The sequence below is a fragment of the Alkalimonas cellulosilytica genome, assembly GCF_036325985.1.
Classification (GTDB): domain Bacteria; phylum Pseudomonadota; class Gammaproteobacteria; order Enterobacterales; family Alteromonadaceae; genus Alkalimonas; species Alkalimonas cellulosilytica.
The window spans coordinates 77,176-93,688 of record NZ_JAUHLI010000005.1 but is presented as its reverse complement, the minus strand read 5'-3'; the positions used below and the strand labels follow the sequence as shown (position 1 = coordinate 93,688).

General features: G+C 52.9%; 14 protein-coding genes. 12 read left to right on the top strand and 2 right to left on the bottom strand.

The window, feature by feature from the left end; genetic code table 11:
* Positions 1 to 5 precede the first annotated feature (5 nt).
* Complete coding sequence (gene tal / locus QWY20_RS06250) at positions 6 to 956, bottom strand: transaldolase (protein ID WP_330128174.1); 951 nt, start codon at positions 954 to 956, stop codon at positions 6 to 8.
* Positions 957 to 1,163: 207 nt separating this feature from the next.
* On the opposite strand from tal, the gene QWY20_RS06245 reads away from it, so the two are divergent.
* From QWY20_RS06245 to QWY20_RS06225, 5 genes are all read left to right on the top strand, one after another.
* Positions 1,164 to 2,816: a response regulator gene (locus QWY20_RS06245; protein WP_330128173.1), complete on the top strand. Its 1,653-nt coding sequence runs from the start codon at positions 1,164 to 1,166 to the stop codon at positions 2,814 to 2,816.
* 30 nt (positions 2,817 to 2,846) lie between these two features.
* A complete protein-coding gene (gene yaaA, locus QWY20_RS06240) occupies positions 2,847 to 3,623 on the top strand; it encodes a peroxide stress protein YaaA (protein WP_330128172.1) in 777 nt (258 codons plus the stop codon).
* 57 nt (positions 3,624 to 3,680) lie between these two features.
* On the top strand, positions 3,681 to 4,979 hold the full coding sequence (locus tag QWY20_RS06235) for an inosine/guanosine kinase (protein WP_330128171.1): 1,299 nt from the start codon (positions 3,681 to 3,683) through the stop codon (positions 4,977 to 4,979).
* Positions 4,980 to 5,045: 66 nt separating this feature from the next.
* Positions 5,046 to 5,522, top strand: a complete 477-nt coding sequence (locus QWY20_RS06230; protein WP_330128170.1) for a DUF4870 domain-containing protein — start codon at positions 5,046 to 5,048, stop codon at positions 5,520 to 5,522.
* Between the two features lie 348 nt (positions 5,523 to 5,870).
* Positions 5,871 to 7,088 (top strand): malic enzyme-like NAD(P)-binding protein, encoded by a 1,218-nt coding sequence (locus QWY20_RS06225; RefSeq protein WP_330128169.1) that lies wholly within the window; start codon positions 5,871 to 5,873, stop codon positions 7,086 to 7,088.
* A 60-nt stretch (positions 7,089 to 7,148) separates the two neighbouring features.
* Here the strand turns inward: QWY20_RS06225 and metJ are convergent, their stop codons facing one another.
* Entirely contained in the window at positions 7,149 to 7,484 is a 336-nt protein-coding gene (gene metJ / locus QWY20_RS06220; RefSeq protein ID WP_330128168.1) for a met regulon transcriptional regulator MetJ, read from the bottom strand.
* A gap of 224 nt (positions 7,485 to 7,708) precedes the next feature.
* Here metJ and metB point away from each other — a divergent pair, with 224 nt between their 5' ends.
* From metB to QWY20_RS06185, 7 genes are all read left to right on the top strand, one after another.
* Positions 7,709 to 9,022: a cystathionine gamma-synthase gene (metB, locus tag QWY20_RS06215; protein WP_330128167.1), complete on the top strand. Its 1,314-nt coding sequence runs from the start codon at positions 7,709 to 7,711 to the stop codon at positions 9,020 to 9,022.
* 4 nt (positions 9,023 to 9,026) lie between these two features.
* Positions 9,027 to 11,459, top strand: coding sequence for a bifunctional aspartate kinase/homoserine dehydrogenase II (gene metL / locus QWY20_RS06210; protein WP_330128166.1), 2,433 nt, complete (start codon positions 9,027 to 9,029; stop codon positions 11,457 to 11,459).
* Entirely contained in the window at positions 11,460 to 12,365 is a 906-nt protein-coding gene (metF, locus tag QWY20_RS06205) for a methylenetetrahydrofolate reductase (protein ID WP_330128165.1), read from the top strand.
* A gap of 164 nt (positions 12,366 to 12,529) precedes the next feature.
* Complete coding sequence (argC, locus tag QWY20_RS06200; RefSeq protein WP_330128164.1) at positions 12,530 to 13,579, top strand: N-acetyl-gamma-glutamyl-phosphate reductase; 1,050 nt, start codon at positions 12,530 to 12,532, stop codon at positions 13,577 to 13,579.
* Between the two features lies 1 nt (position 13,580).
* Positions 13,581 to 14,342, top strand: coding sequence for an acetylglutamate kinase (gene argB, locus QWY20_RS06195; RefSeq protein ID WP_330128305.1), 762 nt, complete (start codon positions 13,581 to 13,583; stop codon positions 14,340 to 14,342).
* Positions 14,343 to 14,369: 27 nt separating this feature from the next.
* Positions 14,370 to 15,284, top strand: coding sequence for an ornithine carbamoyltransferase (locus QWY20_RS06190; protein WP_330128163.1), 915 nt, complete (start codon positions 14,370 to 14,372; stop codon positions 15,282 to 15,284).
* Positions 15,285 to 15,292: 8 nt separating this feature from the next.
* Positions 15,293 to 16,513 (top strand): argininosuccinate synthase, encoded by a 1,221-nt coding sequence (locus tag QWY20_RS06185; protein ID WP_330128162.1) that lies wholly within the window; start codon positions 15,293 to 15,295, stop codon positions 16,511 to 16,513.

Here is a 16,513-nt window from a genome sequence, read left to right as displayed (position 1 = left end):
GTTAGTCATAGTTGCTGCTGGAGCAGTTGCTCCAGCTTGCGCTGATCGGCGGCAAATTTACGAATACCTTCAGCCAACTTTTCGGTGGCCATGGCGTCTTCATTCAATGCCCAGCGAAAGGCGGCTTCGGTCATAGCTGCCGGCTGTGGTGATGAAGCACCTAGATCCTGTAAGTGCACGGTCAGCTCTCCCTGCTGCTGAGACAGCGCCTGCAACAGAGCTGGACTGATGGTCAGGCGATCGCAGCCGGCTAGTGCCAGTACTTCGCCAGTGTTACGAAAGCTGGCGCCCATCACGATGGTGGCGTAACCATGCTGTTTGTAATACTGATAGATATCCCGCACGGACAAAACACCAGGATCGGTCTCTGCGGTGTAGTCCTGGCCGGTGGCTGCTTTGTACCAATCCAAAATGCGGCCAACAAAAGGCGAAATCAGAAAAACGCCGGCTTCGGCACAGGCAATGGCCTGGGCTTTATGAAACAATAAGGTCAGGTTGCACTGAATGCCTTCTTGCTCCAACACTCTGGCGGCCTGAATCCCTTCCCAGGTGGAGGCGATTTTAATCAGAACGCGCTCAGGTCCAACGCCATTTTCCTGATAAAGTGCAATCAACTGACGGGCTTTAGCAATGGTCGCTTGGGTATCAAAAGATAAACGGGCATCTACTTCGGTCGAGACCCGGCCTGGCACCAGTTTGCTGATAGCCGTGCCAATATCCACCGCAAACTTATCGCAGGCCAGTTCCAGCTGCGCCTGGCTGCCCGTAGCCTTCGCTTTGGCATAATGAATAGCATCACTCAGAGTGGACTGACTGGATGCCTGTTGGCTGGCATTGAGCAACAAGGATGGGTTGGTGGTGGCATCGACTGGTTTAAACTGAGCGATGGAATCCAAATCACCGGTATCTGCAACCACGGTGGTCACGGCTTTTAGCTGATCAAGTAGCGTACTCATATTGTTTAATTACCGTCATTTAGGCCGAAAAAAACGATTTTCAGCGTTTATAATAAATTAATGTAGGAAAATTACAACATAACCGTTGCCTTTCCTGCGGTTTTGATTTGGGCGCTGCGGTAAAAGCCATTGCGCAGACCAGCCGATATTACTATAGTGCGGTTATGGGCCAGCCAGCACCGCTCATGCCGGGAAACTTATCACAGGATGTCCATGATTTTCCAAAGCAGTTTTTACCAAACAAAACGTATTCTGTTGGTCGATGATTGCGAACCCATCCGAGCATCCATTCGGGGTATGCTACAGCAGATTGGTTTCGAACACATTACCGCTGTTGCTGATGCCTCGGCTGCTTTGGAAAAAGCAGAGCTGCACAGCTTTGATTTTATTCTAGCTGACTTTCAGCTAGGTGATGGCTTAAATGGTGCTCAACTGTTTGATGCATTAAAAAAGCGTGAACTACTCAAAGCTGGCTGTTGTTTTGTCCTACTCAGTGCTGAGACGATGCGCCAGCCGGTGTTTGGTTTGTGTGAGCGGCAACCGGACTGTTACATTCAAAAACCCTTTACCTATCTGACACTTGAGAAACGACTGGCCAGGGCTATACAGCAGCGGCTGGTGGTTCGTAAAGTATTTCAGGCCTTGCCGGACGCACCAGCGGAAGCTTTGGCTGAGTGTGATCGGGTGGTCAGGGAAACGCCAGCTTATGCGCTTTATGCACTGCGTTTAAAAGGTGAGTTATTGCTACGCCATCAGCAGCCTAAGCTGGCTGCGCACTTGTATCAGCAGATATTGCAAAGCAGGGAGCTAAGCTGGGCTTTGCTAGGCCATGCCATAGCGCAGTTTCAACTTGAGGAGCTGGAAAAAGCAGGCAGCCTGCTAACGGTGTTAAGTAAAGCGGAAGAAACACGGCCTGAAGCACTGGACTGGCTCATTCGGCTGGCCTTAAGACAACAGCAGCCAGAGCAGGCATTGGCGCTGTGTCAGGATTTAGCCCGTGCGCTACCGCAATCGGTCGAAGTATTGCAGGTGCAAGCAACTCTGGCCTGCCTGAGTCAGCAGCCGGATGAGGCCATTCGTTGCTGGCAAAAAGCCAGCCAGCAGCATCGTTATAGTGTGCTCGACTCAGCACAACATTATCTAAACCCGGCGCGCATGCTGCTGTTAAAAGCCATGCAGAGCAAGTCGCTGAAGCTGAGCCCACTACTGAGTAAAGCTGAAGAGTCGTTGCAGCTGCTGCCAAAACGTTTTTTTACCGAGGCACTGCAACCTGAACTTTTGTTGGTGCAGGCCCGTATCGCATTGTTGCAAGGCAAATTGCAGCAGGCAAAGCAATGGCTGGCTAGTGCAGAGCAGAGCGATATAGCAAGCTGCTCAGTTGAAGCCAACATCGATTTAGCATGGTTAAAGTTAGCGATGGCGGATGTGAAGCAAGCTGAAGCTGTGATGGAGCGATTGCTGCACCATGCTTTTGCGGACGATTTAACCGGAGCTGTTGAGCTGGCTTACAGTCAGCACTGGCAGCAGCAGATCCCTGCTTTATGGAAAACAGCGAAAGCCTTGATGCAGCAGGGCCAGGTGAATTATCGGGAGCAGTCACTGAACCAGGCTCTCAGCCGGTTATGGCAGGCTTTTTTGTATGTACCGGGCAATAGTCAGTTAGCGTTAAGCTTATGGCAGACCCTGGCGAGCCTACCAGCCAGCCCTAAATTGCAAGCCGCTGCCGCCACGCTGTGCCAGACGCTACAACAAAGTCAGCTGGAACCGGTTAGTCAGCAACGTTTTGCTGTCCTACATCAGCAACTTTCTGCTCATTACAAGTTACCCGCGCTCACGCTGTCGTCTGCTGCATCAGGCTAGCCCAAGCGCTGAAAAAGAGGATTTCATAGAATGCTAATGGTGATTTCTCCTGCCAAAGATCTGTCGATGCAACGCCAATCACCCATCAGTGATGTTACCGAGCCGGCCATGCTGGCTGATGCCAGGCAACTGATCGATATTTGCCAACAACTAACCCCGGTAGATATCGCTAAGCTGATGAAACTAAGTGATAAGTTGGCGGGGCTCAACGCGGCACGCTTTGCCGATTGGCAGCTGCCATTTACCAAAGATAATGCCAGTCCAGCCTTATTTGCTTTTAATGGTGATGTCTATCAGGGGCTGGATGCCAGCAGTTTGACAGCCGAAGATCTGCACTATGCGCAACAGCATTTACGGATCTTAAGTGGCCTGTATGGCGTACTGCGGCCGCTTGACTTGATGCAGGCTTACCGGCTGGAAATGGGCACCCGGCTGAAAAATCCGGCCGGTGATACCTTGTATGCCTTTTGGCAGGATCGGATCAGCGAGCAGTTGAACCAACAGCTCGCTGCGCTGGACTCTGAGCTGCTATTAAATTTAGCATCGCAGGAATATTTTAAAGCGGTGCGTCCCAAGGCGCTGCAAGCCAAGGTGCTGAATGTGCAATTTAAAGATTGCAAAAATGGTCAGTACAAGGTGATTAGCTTCTATGCGAAAAAGGCCAGAGGCATGATGGCCCGTTATGTGATCACCCATCGGGTAGAAACCATTGAACAGCTGAAAGACTTCAGTGCTGGCGGCTACTATTACAGTGCGCGAGAGTCCAGCGCCAATGAATTGGTTTTTCTGCGTGACGAAGTAGCCTGAAGCCAGGCAATCAAGTACACTAGCGCCCCTTTTTTCGCGCCAGAGGCAGCTAATCAGATGAAGTTTCCAGGTCATCGCAAAATTAAACACTACTTTCCGGTGTCGGCTCCCAAGCCGGAGCTGCCTCGCTTTGAGGTCGACCCAAGGCGCGATACTTACGTGCTGGGGCTGGATCAGGTGATTGTCGATGTGGTTGCCAAAGTCGATGATGCCTTTTTGTTGCAGCATGGCATTGGCAAAGGTTTATCCAATCTGGTCGAACACGACAAAGCTGATCGCATTTATCAGCAGTTGCTAAGCCTGGGGGCGATTTCCGATCACTTTGCCGGTGGCACCATTGGCAATACAGTGCACAATTACTCTGTGCTGGCCGATGATAAATCGGTGTTGCTTGGGGTCATGTCGGCCAATATCACCCTCGGCTCGCCAGCCTACCATTATCTGTGTCATACCAGCAGCAAGGTTGATTTGAACCATCTGCAAGCAGTGCAGGGCGATGTCGGTCGTGGTATTACCTTAATTACGCCGGATGGTGAGCGTACTTTTGTGATTGATCCGGGGGATATGGATCAGTTAACAGCAGCAGGTATTCCGGCTGAGCTGGTCACCAATGCCTCCGCATTGGTGCTGAGTGCTTATCCACTGCGTGCCACCGGTCAGCCAATCATTGCTGCCATGCAGCATACCTTGCAACTGGCCAATCAGGCGGAGGTGCCGGTGGTGATGAGCCTGGGTACCCGTCACCTGGTGGAGGAGCTGCGTAGTACGATTCAGCACACCGCCAGTCAGCATGTGCAAATTCTGGCCATGAATGAACAGGAAGCAGAAGCACTGACCGGACACGAAGACCCTTTGCTGGCTGCTGAGGCCATTCTGGAATGGGTTGATATGGTGCTGATTACTGCCGGTGCTGATGGTCTTTATTTGTGTGGATACACCGATGAGGCATTAAAGCGCGAAACCAGTCATCCCATCAAGTCCGGCAGTCTGGCCGATTTCAACCGTTTTGAATTCAGCCGGCCGATGCTCCGGCGTGATTGCAATCAGCCGCTGAAAGTCTATTCGCACATTGATCCCTACCTGGGGGGGCCGGAGCGTATCGCCAATACCAATGGCGCTGGCGATGGCGCCTTAGCGGCCTTGTTGCATGATATGGCCGCTAATCATCATCATCGACAGCTGCAGCCTATGTCGAGTAAACATGAGCAGCCTTATCTGGCCTACTCGTCTTTTGCCCAGATCTGCAAGTACGCCAACCGGGTCAGTTATGAAATTTTAGTGCAGTACGCCTCCCGGCTTAGTAAAGGCTTGCCAGAGCGGGAAGACAGCCTGGAAGAAGCTTACTGGGAGCGTTAAGTTCAAGTTGCTGTTTGGCGCAACTTTGGCTAAGTTGTTTAAAATAACGAGCAAACAGGCGGCTTTATGGATGTGCAGCAACTGGAAAAACTAAACGAATTGCGGGAAAAAGGCATTCTGACCGAGCAGGAGTTTGCTGAGCAAAAGCAGAAGATTCTTGTGCAGTCCTCAACCAGTCTGCAGCAGTTTTTCCTGCAAACCCACAATTACACCATGCTGATGCATTTGGCGCAGTTGTGTGTGTTTATCCTGCCAGTATTGGGCTGGGTGGTGCCGCTGGTGATGTGGTTGTCGCGTAATGAAGACAGTACCATCGATCGACATGGCAAAGTGATCTTTAACTGGATCTTGAGCTTTGTGCTCTATGCTTTTGCCTCCTTATTGCTGACGGTGATCATCATTGGCTTCCCAATGCTGTTGGCGCTGATGATCTGCTCCATCGCTTTTACGGTGCTAGGTGCCATCAAAGCCAAAGATGGTGTGATTGAGAATTACCCACTGGCGATCCGCTTTTTCCGTATTGATGCACCTGAAACAGCGTAAAAAAAATTTATGCAATTGAGCACAGTGTCTTGTCAGCCCTATCAGGGCTGGCAGCAGCAGCTGCTGCATGAGCATCCAGTCTGGCTGCATCCTTCTGCATTGCGGCAGCGGCTGCTGCTTTTGCAGGCTTGGCGAAGCTGTGAAAACTTGCTATAAATCATTCCAGACGGCTTTACATCCAGAGTAAATGCACTAATCTTTGGATGGTCGTGGCTACTGGTACGAGGTGCAGAACAATGATTCTTTTCCGCAACTCCAGCGGATAAAATAACAGCCTTGCATCAAGCCCGCCGCTTATGGCCAAGCAATTGGCCCGAATGCACCCTACAAATCATTCAGGAAATCATCATGTCCGATTTTAAAGCACAAGCACTGAAGTACCATGCCGAGCCTACTCCAGGCAAGATCAGTATCGAAATCAGTAAACCTGCGGAGACTGTGCGCGATCTGGCGCTGGCGTACAGCCCGGGTGTGGCTGAGCCGGTGCGCTGCATTGCCGAAAACCCGGACGATGTTTACAAGTATACCGCCAAAGGCAATCTGGTGGCGGTCATTTCCAATGGCTCGGCCATTTTGGGCCTGGGCAATCTGGGGCCTATGGCCTCCAAGCCAGTAATGGAGGGCAAGGCACTGTTATTCAAACGCTTTGCTAACCTGGACTCGATTGATATTGAAGTCAGCCACCGCACCACTGAAGAGTTTATCAACACCGTGGCCAACATTGCTGATACCTTCGGTGGCATTAACCTCGAAGACATCAAGGCGCCAGAGTGCTTTGAAATTGAAAAGGAACTGATCAAGCGCTGCAATATTCCGGTGTTTCATGATGATCAGCATGGCACCGCCATCGTCACGGCTGCTGGTATGCTGAATGCACTGGAAATTCAGGGCAAAGATATCAGTAAAGCCACCATCGTCTGTATGGGGGCGGGTGCTGCGGCCATTGCCTGCATGGAGCTGTTGATCAAATGCGGTGCCAAGCGTGAATACATTTACATGCTGGATACCAAAGGGGTGATCCACACCCGCCGCGACGATCTGAACGAGTACAAAAAGCTGTTTGCCAATAACACCGATAAGCGCACGCTGGAAGACGCGCTTGAAGGCGCCGATGTGTTTGTTGGGGTATCCGGCCCGGATGTCTTGCCAGCTGAAGCACTGAAACTGATGGCCGATAAGCCGGTGATTTTTGCCTGCTCCAACCCCGATCCGGAAATTAAGCCTGAACTGGCTCACGCCACCCGCAGCGATATTATTATGGCCACCGGCCGTTCGGATTACCCTAATCAGGTGAATAATGTGCTGTGCTTCCCCTTTATTTTCCGGGGGGCTTTGGATGTGCGGGCCAGCGTGATCAACGATGAGATGAAAATCGCGGCGGTCGAAGCGATTCGTAGCATCGCCAAAGAGCCGGTGCCAGAGGCGGTGTTAAAAGCAGCCGAGGTCGCGTCGCTTGAGTTCGGACCACACTACATTATCCCCAAGCCGATGGACCCACGCTTACTGGAGCGGGTTTCTAAAGCGGTTGCCGAGGCGGCTATCGCCTCAGGTGTGGCTCGTATTTAAAGTTGAACAAGCCGGTAAAAAAACCGCAGCTTGGCTGCGGTTTTTTGCTTGAAGATCTGCTTAATCTTCAGCGCTTTCGGCTTCAATGATTTCCGGGATAGGCTTGCCCATGCTGGTCAGAATATCACGTACTTCCTGTGGGATCTGATGCGGGCTGTCTTTTCGCAGATCGTCATCGCCCGGCAATGGCTGGCCGGTAAAGGCATGCAAAAAAGCTTCACACAGCAATTCACTGTTGGTGGCATGGCGCAGGTTGTTGACCTGCCGCCGTGTGCGTTCATCGGTTAAAACCTTCAGAACATTCAGCGGAATAGACACAGTAATTTTTTTGACTTGTTCGGATTTTTTACCGTGTTCCGCGTAGGGGTGAATGTATTCACCATTCCATTTAGCCATAACAATACCTTGTAGTTGTTGTCGTTGGATGCTTCACCGCCCGCACTTTCAATCCATTGCTGCATCGGGTGGTAGCAAGTGCCGAAATTTTAACTCTTTTGGCGTTCCAGTCAAATAGCCATCCGGCAATTAGCTTTATCTTAGCAGAGAAAAGTTTTGACATCGCCATTTATCTGGTTATACTTTTAGACGTCTAAACATCCAAATAACTCAGGAGCTTCAGCATGAGCCAACGTCACTTTGCTACCATAGCAGCCCGGGCAGGTATTGCTCAGGACTCAGCCCATGAAGCAGTGACGCCGCCGATGTACCTGACGACTACCTATCGATTAAAGGCGCTTGGCAAGGCTGGAGCTTATGACTACAGCCGCTCCAACAACCCAACTCGCGATTTGCTGGCTGATGCTTTGGCGGAGCTGGAAGGCGGAGCCAAAGCCATCGTGACCAATACTGGTATGTCGGCTTGCGTGTTGGCGTTGCAACTGTTAACGCCGGAAGACACGCTAGTGATCCCGCACGACTGCTATGGCGGCAGTTACCGACTCTTTACCAACCTGGCCGAGCGCAAGCGCAGTTTTAAGCTGGCGATTGTGAATTTTCAGCAAGGTGACTGGGCCGAACGTATTCAGGCCGCCAAACCCGCAATGATCTGGCTGGAAACTCCGAGCAATCCATTGCTGCAAATTACCGATATCCGGGCGGTGTGCCAGTTGGCAAAGACGCTGGGTTCCAAAGTGGTGGTGGATAACACCTTTCTGACACCGGTGCTGCAACAACCACTGGCCCTGGGAGCTGATATCGTGGTGCACTCCACCACCAAGTACATCAATGGTCACAGTGATGTGGTCGCTGGTGCTGTGATTTGCGCCGATCAAGTCGTTGGCGATGAACTAAAATGGTGGGCCAATTGTCTGGGCATTACCGGTGCCGCCTTCGATGCGTACATGACCTTGCGGGGGCTGCGAACTTTATTGCCAAGAATGCAGCAACATCAGGCGAATGCAGAGCGGATCGTTGCTTTTTTACAGCAACAGCCGCTGGTCAGCAAAGTCTATTACCCAGGTTTGCCCGAGCACCCGGGCCATGCCATTGCCAAGACACAGCAGCAGGGCTTTGGTGCCATGCTGAGCTTTGATCTGGCGGTAGAACCTGCTTTATTACAGGGCTTTCTGGATGCGCTGCAGTGCTTCACGCTGGCGCAATCACTGGGTGGCATTGAGAGTTTGATCTGCCATCCAGGCAGTATGACGCATGCATCCATGAGCGCAGAAGCGCAAGCAACCGCTGGCATCGGACCAACGCTGCTGCGTTTGTCGGTTGGCATTGAAGGCATTGATGATCTCCTGGCGGATTTAGCACAGGGGTTTGCTGTGTTGGAAGCCGCCAGTCAATCCGGCAAGCCAAAGGGTCATTCAACAGGCAACCTGGCCAGTGACAAAGCAGCCGCTGCAGTGACCGATGCAGGGGATACTGCCGGCAATAAACAAGAGTTTTCGCCGTCATTGTCGCTTAGTCCGGCTTTGACCGCTTTATGGTGAGATGATGACAACACAAGCTTTAACCAAACCGTGGCGTAGCAATCGCAGCCAGGTGCATAAGTTTGGTGGTACCAGCCTGGCGAATGCCAGCCGGTTTCAGGCGGTAGCAGCCATAGTGAAGCAGATCGTGACAGATAGCATGCTGCCGCATGATTGGCAACCAGACCGTGATTGCTGGCTGGTGGTATCAGCTCCGGGTAAAACCACCGATCAGCTCTGTGCCTTACTGGAGTTGACCGGGCAGGATGCTGCGATTGAGTTGGCCGTGGCAAAGCTGAGGGACGATTTAACGGAGCTGGTTTGCCAAACCCTGTCAGGCTCCTTGCAAGCAGAAGTACTGGCTGAGTTAGCCCTTTGGCTGGCAGGGTTGCCGGCCTTGGTGCAGGCAGGTCAAACAGCGGATGTACTGGCACTGGGTGAGTCGTTATCTGCACTCTTGCTCAGTAGGTTATTGCGTCAATCCGGCTTATCAGCAGACTGGCTGGATAGCCGCAAATTTTTGACCGTGGATGGTCAACAGATCCGCTGGGATGAATCTGAACAGTATTTGCTTTCGCTTCGAACAGCAGGCATTCAGGTTGTCACTGGCTTTATTGCGCGCGATCCAGCCGGACACAGCCTGACACTGGGACGCAATGGCAGCGATTACTCCGCGACCATTTTAGGACGGCTGGTGCAGGCAGAGCAGGTGCATATCTGGACCGATGTGGATGCGATTTACAGTGGTGACCCACGTCGCTTAGCGGCAGCCCATCCTTATCATCAGGTGAGCTGGCGTCAGGCCTGCTTGCTGGCGGAGCTTGGAAATCCGGTGTTGCATGCACGGACGCTGGCTCCTTTATACAACAGCCAGATGCAGCTGCAGGTGCGCTCCAGCTTTGAACCGACACGACAGGGTTGCCAGATTGTGCCGAATGCCAGCTGCCAGGCCAGTTTTGTCACTGATTTACAGCAGATGGTGCTCCTTAGTGTGCACGATTTGCATGGTTTTGATGCCCACTGGCTGGCGACTGAGTTGCAGCAACCAGTGGTGACCTTGCAGCAAAGCGAGCAGGGGAATTTGTGGTTATTGCCCTCCAAGGTGGCGGATCGGGCGGTACAGCTATTGGCTGAGCACGAGGTGCATGCGGTGCATGATACCACTGCGTACTATGCGGTGGCCTGGTTAAAGCCGGCACCGGTGCAGCAGGAGGCGCTGCCGGCTGATGTTGCGGCCTGTTTGCAGCGGCTGCAACCTGCGCATACTTATCAAAGCAAAGAGCTGGCCGTGTGGTTATTTGAACAGGAGTTATCTGCCGTGAGTTTTGCCGAACTGCATCACTATTGCACTCAACCGCGTCCGGACATTCAATTGATTGTTGCCGGTACCGGCAATGTGGGGTCTGAGTTTTTACGTTTATTGCCGGGCCATCAACAGCGCTGCGAGGGTAGCCATGGTTTGCAGCTGGCTGCGGTATTTAATTCACGCCAGATGGTGCTAAAGCCAGCCGCTGTGCAGGAGTTGCCTTCACTGCTGCAACAGGCCGTATCTTTGCAGCAGCAGGCTTTACTGGCTGAAATTGCCCGCTTACCGGCCCCTAAAGTATTGATTGATTTAACGCCAAGCCAGGCTCTGGCCGAACAGTACCCGGACTTTATCGCTGCTGGTTGTCATATTATCAGTGCAAACAAACAAGGCGTCACTTTGCCAGAGCCTCAGTATCAGCGGATCCGAACTCTGTTAAGTGAACAAAAGTTGCAGTGGCTAAGTAATACCACGGTCGGCGCCGGCTTGCCGGTGCAACGGGCTCTCAATGAGCTCCAAGCAGCCGGCGACACTGTGCGGCGTATCAGTGGGATTTTCTCCGGGACCTTATCCTGGCTGCTCTGTCTTTATGATGGCCGCACCGCATTTTCAGACTTACTGCTGCAAGCAAAAGCACTGGGTTACACCGAGCCGGATCCGCGTGAAGATTTATCCGGTCGTGATGTGCAGCGCAAATTGCTGGTGTTGGCGCGTGAGCTGGGGTGTTCATTGGATTTAGCCGATATCAGGCTGGAACCGTTACTGCCAGAAGCCCTGGCTGGCGCCAGCTGGGATGATTTCTGGCAACAGCGGGCAGAATTTGATGCTTTGATGCAGCAGCACCTTGTTCAGGCATCTGCACAGGCATCACCCAAGCAACTGCGGTATGTTGGTGAGCTTACTCTGACGGATGATGGCGTAGATGCCTGTGTCCGGCTGGTCGTGGTGCCGGAAACCGATCCACTGGCTGCTATTCAGCCGTGCGATAATGTTTTTGTGATTGAGTCTGATTGGTATCAACAGCTGCCTTTGGTGATCAAAGGTCCAGGGGCTGGCCGCACCGTAACCGCCGGTGGCGTGCATGCGGATCTGGCTCAACTGAGCCGTCAGTTGTTGCTGTCCACTCCTGCTAATTTATCGAGGTCGTCGTAAATGTCCTTTGCTCATGCCCAATTTTTAGAAGCGATTAACCGCAACCTGCACGACGTGCAAGGGAAAACCAAAGTCAGTTTCGAGTTTTTTCCACCCAAAACTGAGCAAATGGAACAGACGCTGTGGCAATCGATTGAACGTTTAGCACCTTTAGCTCCCAGTTTTGTTTCGGTGACCTATGGCGCCAACTCCGGTGAGCGTGATCGTACCCACGACATTATCAAATCCATCAAGCAACGGACTGGGTTGATTGCCGCTCCCCACCTGACCTGTGTGGATGCCAGTGTGGATGAGCTGAAGCAAATCGCCCGGGATTACTGGGACAATGGCATCCGGCACATCGTCGCGCTGCGAGGCGATCTGCCAGCGGGTACCACCGCCAAGCCAGCCCTGTATGCTGCTGATCTGGTCGAGATCCTGCGTTCAGTAGCCGACTTTGATATCTCTGTCGCAGCTTATCCCGAGGTGCATCCGGAAGCACCGAATGCACAGTTTGATCTGCTAAACCTGAAGCGCAAAGTCGATGCCGGTGCTTCCCGCGCCATTACCCAGTTCTTTTTTGATGCAGAAAAGTTTCTACGCTACCGGGATCGCTGCGCGGCTGTCGGTATCGATGTGGACATTATCCCTGGTATTCTGCCGGTTACCAACTTCCAGCAGTTGCTGAAGTTCGCCGCACTGACCAATGTTGCTGTACCCGGCTGGATGCATAATGCCTATGCAGGCCTGGAACAGGATGCCACCACCCGCAATCTGGTAGCCGCCAATGTTGCGATGGAAATGGTCAAAGTATTAAGCCGGGAAGGGGTGGAGCATTTCCATTTTTACACTTTGAACCGGAGCGAGTTAAGTTATGCCATCTGCCATTTACTGGGGGTGCGGCCTGTGGCTCAACCGCAGGTTTGAAGCCATCACCTGCTTTGTCATCTGCCGGTCATCTTGTGCGGGCAGACTAGTGGTTTAGTCAAAATTAATTTTGGATATAAATTCACAAAAACAGCATAATAATTCTTGTTTTTTGCTGTGCCACTGCGTAGACTAGCGGCTTATCCGTGTGAGGAAAGTCGCTGATGTCGCAATCTCAATCAAACCTTTTGCCGAAAAAACGCGCTATTATTCTGGGCGCCGCTGGTTACAGTGGCGCCGAGCTGGTGCAGCTGATCAGTCAGCACCCGGCCATCGAATTAGTGGCTGCTTATGCATCTGCCGGTCGTGAGCCGGAAGCATTTTCCAGCCTGTATCCACGTTACAGTAATCAGCTGGATCTGCAAGTACTGCCCTGGCAGCCAGAAGCGTTAACCGGACTGGCACAGCAGGCGGATATCGCCTTTTTAGCCTTGCCACATGAGGCCAGTGAAGAATTAGCGCCGCTCTTGCTGGCTGAGGGCCTGGTGATCTTCGATCTATCCGGTGCTTTTCGTCTAAAAGACGCCACTTTGTACCCGGAATTTTATGGTTATGCTCATCAGCATCCGGCGCTATTGCCGCAGGCCCCTTATGGTCTGGCGGAATGGATCAGTGCAGCTGAGCTTGAGCAGTCATTATTTGCTGTAGCCGGTTGTTATCCAACCGCTTCGGCATTGGCATTATTGCCGTTAATCAAGGCCGGTCTCCTGGCCGATGGTGCTGTACCGGTGATCAATGCCATCAGTGGCGTATCCGGCGCCGGGCGCAAAGCCAGTCTGGGCACCTCCTTTTGCGAAGTAGGCCTGGCCGCTTACGGCTTTTTTGGCCACCGGCACCGGCCGGAAATTGAACAAACGCTCGGCTGTCCTGTGGTGTTTACTCCGCATCTGGGCAATTTCAAACGCGGTATTCTGGCGACCATCAGCGTCAGCTTACAGGCTGGTGTCACCAAGGCCGAGGTTGATGCCGCTTATCGGCAGTACTATCAGCACAAACCTATGGTGCGCTTGCTGCCGCGCTCGCCCAATTTAGCCGATGTGGCCGGCACCTGTTTTTGCGATCTGCATTGGCAGCAGCATGGCCAACAGTTGGTGGTGGTTTCAGCCATCGACAATTTGCTTAAAGGCGCCGCCGCCCAGGCCGTGCAATTGGCCAATTTAAAGTTTGGTTATCCGGAGACCACCGGCTTGCTGGCAGGAGGCTATCGTGACTGAGATGCGTCCTTTGATTGTCAAGCTGGGCGGTCGTCTGCTACAAGAGCCGTCAGCGATCACTGCCTTACTCTCCGTATGCCTGCAGATTAAACAACAGCGGCCGCTGGTCTTGGTGCATGGCGGTGGAGCTCAGGTGGAAAGCTGGTTGCAGACCTTTGGTTTTGTCACAGAAAAAATCGATGGCCAGCGGGTATCGCCAAAAGAACAAATGCCGGTGATTGCCGGCGCCTTAGCCGGCGCTGTGAATGCGGAACTGGTAGCGCTGGCCGATACCGCCGGTTTAAAGCCTGTTGGCCTGACGCTTGGGGCAGGTGGCAGTTGTCGCTTTGAAGCGATAAGTCAGCTCGGCGCAGTCGCTAAAGCGTTGCCGGGGCAGTCTGAGCTGCTGCAGGGGTTGCTGGCACAAGGGTTTACTCCGGTGCTGAGCTCCATCGGTCATAGCGCTGGCAGCCTGTTGAATGTCAATGCTGATTTGGCAGCGGCAGCGCTTTGCCAGTTGCTGCAGGGTGATTTACTGCTGCTGACCGATGTACCAGGGATTTTACAAGCCGATGGCAGCTTAATTCCGCAGTTGGATGCGCACCAGGCCAGCAGTCTGGTGGCCACTGGTGTGATCAAAGGGGGCATGAAAGTAAAACTGGATGCCGCGCTTGAAACCGCGCAAGCCTTACAGCGCAGCATCGTGGTGGCCGGTTGGCAACAGCCTGAGTTGTTACTTGGGTTGCTGGCAGGGCAGCCGGTAGGTACCAGGATTCAACCTTAGATAAAAAACAAAACAGCGAGTTTGCTTATGACCACTTTTCACCAACTTCTGTCCTTGCAGGAGCTTTCATCGGAGCAGTTGCAGCAATTGCTGCAACTGGCTCTGCAAATCAAGCATCAACCGGCGCAGTATCAACACGCTCTGGCTGGTAAAAGCATTGCCTTGTTGTTTGAAAAGCCCTCACTGCGCACCCGCGTTAGCTTCGACGTGGGCATTCATAAATTGGGTGGTCATAGTGTTTATTTGGATCAACAAAATGGTGCTATGGGCAAGCGGGAGACGGTGGAAGATTTTGGCCGTAATCTGGCTTGCTGGACCGACGCCATCGTTGCACGGGTGTATTCGCAAAGCACGCTTGAGAAGCTTGCTGCCAGCAGCGGTATTCCGGTGGTGAATGCCCTCAGCGATTTGTACCATCCCTGCCAGGCGTTGGCTGACTTACTGACGCTGCATGAGACGTTCGGCGACTTAACACGGGTACAGTTGGCTTTTGTCGGGGATGGCAACAATGTCTGCCATTCGCTGATGCTGGGGGCTGCCTTAGCAGGCATGAAGCTGGTGGTGATCACGCCACCCAATCATGGCCCGGATGGGCATGTGCTGCAGCAGGCACAGGCAATTGCCGCAAAAACTGGCGCCAGCCTCAGTTTGAGCCATCATTTATCCGAAGCTCATGGCAGCCAGGCCATTTACACCGATACCTGGGTGTCGATGGGCGACTCGCTGGATGCCTCCGAGCAGCTGCGTCGTTTTGGTGATTATCAATTATCCAGTGCTGTACTGGAGCGGCTGGGCATTCCTTACCTGATGCATTGTTTACCCGCACATCGGGGGCAGGAAGTGACCAGCGAGCTGCTGGACAGCAAAGCAGCCCTGGTGCTGCAGCAAGCAGAAAACAGAATGCACGCGCAGAATGCGGTGCTGGTTCAACTTTTAGCATGAGGTGCGAGATGAGTGTAAAGAAAGTCGTATTGGCTTATTCCGGTGGATTGGATACTTCGGCTATCGTGCCTTGGTTAAAGGACAATTATCACTGCGAAGTGGTGGCCTTTGTTGCCAATGTTGGTCAGGGCGAAGAGGAACTGGCCGGAGTGGAGGAAAAAGCCATCGCGTCCGGGGCATCCAGCTGCTATGTGGTCGATTTACGTGACCAATTGATGCGCGAAGTAGTCTACCCGACCTTGAAAACCGGCGCTGTGTACGAAGGTCAGTACCTGCTTGGCACCTCTATGGCGCGTCCGGTGATTGCCCGCGCTCAGGTTGAACTGGCCTTAAAAGTCGGTGCGGATGCGCTCAGTCATGGCTGCACCGGTAAAGGCAATGATCAGGTTCGCTTTGAAAGCGCTTTTGCTGCGCTGGCACCTCAACTCAAAGTCATTGCACCCTGGCGTGAGTGGGAGTTCAGTTCACGGCAGTCGTTATTGGATTATCTGGCTGAAAAGAAAATCCCGACCACCTCATCGGCTACTAAAATCTACAGTCGGGATGCCAACCTCTGGCATATCTCACATGAAGGTGGCGAGTTGGAAGATCCCTGGTGTGAACCATCAGAACAAGTCTGGACCTGGACCAAATCGCCGGAGCAGGCGCCTGATCAGCCGGCTTATGTTGAGCTGTCCTTCGTGGCGGGTGAACTGCAAAAAATCAATGGACATCAGCTGGCGCCGGTCGAGGCGTTGAGCTTACTGAACGACATTGGAGCCGAGCACGGTATAGGTCGGATCGATATCGTAGAAAACCGTTTAGTCGGCATGAAATCCCGTGGTTGTTATGAAACCCCGGGCGGCACCATCTTGCTGGCTGGTTTGCAGGGGCTCGAAGCGCTGGTGTATGACCGTACCGCACTGAATTACCGCGAAGAGATTGGCCTGAAGTTTGCCCAACTGGTGTACGATGGCCGTTGGTTTACCCCGCTCAAAGACGCTCTGCTCGCTGCTGCGACCAGCCTGGCGCAGGACTTGACCGGTGATGTGGTGTTAAAGCTTTACAAAGGCCGTGCCACCGTAGCTAAGCGTCGCTCGGTCAATAGCTTGTACTCTGAAGCCTTTGCCACCTTTGAAGATGATGAAGTCTACAACCAACAAGATGCAGCCGGTTTTATTCGCCTCTACAGCCTGGCCAGTCGGATCCGCGCTATGCATGCAGCTGATAAAACAGCACAGGAGTCCTGA

Bases quoted from the DNA above. Each gene is read 5' to 3' on its own strand.
- tal (WP_330128174.1), bottom strand. From the start codon at position 956: ATGAGTACGCTACTTGATCAGCTAAAAGCCGTGACCACCGTGGTTGCA.
- QWY20_RS06245 (WP_330128173.1), top strand. From the start codon at position 1,164: ATGTCCATGATTTTCCAAAGCAGTTTTTACCAAACAAAACGTATTCTG.
- yaaA (WP_330128172.1), top strand. From the start codon at position 2,847: ATGCTAATGGTGATTTCTCCTGCCAAAGATCTGTCGATGCAACGCCAA.
- QWY20_RS06235 (WP_330128171.1), top strand. From the start codon at position 3,681: ATGAAGTTTCCAGGTCATCGCAAAATTAAACACTACTTTCCGGTGTCG.
- QWY20_RS06230 (WP_330128170.1), top strand. From the start codon at position 5,046: ATGGATGTGCAGCAACTGGAAAAACTAAACGAATTGCGGGAAAAAGGC.
- QWY20_RS06225 (WP_330128169.1), top strand. From the start codon at position 5,871: ATGTCCGATTTTAAAGCACAAGCACTGAAGTACCATGCCGAGCCTACT.
- metJ (WP_330128168.1), bottom strand. From the start codon at position 7,484: ATGGCTAAATGGAATGGTGAATACATTCACCCCTACGCGGAACACGGT.
- metB (WP_330128167.1), top strand. From the start codon at position 7,709: ATGAGCCAACGTCACTTTGCTACCATAGCAGCCCGGGCAGGTATTGCT.
- metL (WP_330128166.1), top strand. From the start codon at position 9,027: ATGACAACACAAGCTTTAACCAAACCGTGGCGTAGCAATCGCAGCCAG.
- metF (WP_330128165.1), top strand. From the start codon at position 11,460: ATGTCCTTTGCTCATGCCCAATTTTTAGAAGCGATTAACCGCAACCTG.
- argC (WP_330128164.1), top strand. From the start codon at position 12,530: ATGTCGCAATCTCAATCAAACCTTTTGCCGAAAAAACGCGCTATTATT.
- argB (WP_330128305.1), top strand. From the start codon at position 13,581: ATGCGTCCTTTGATTGTCAAGCTGGGCGGTCGTCTGCTACAAGAGCCG.
- QWY20_RS06190 (WP_330128163.1), top strand. From the start codon at position 14,370: ATGACCACTTTTCACCAACTTCTGTCCTTGCAGGAGCTTTCATCGGAG.
- QWY20_RS06185 (WP_330128162.1), top strand. From the start codon at position 15,293: ATGAGTGTAAAGAAAGTCGTATTGGCTTATTCCGGTGGATTGGATACT.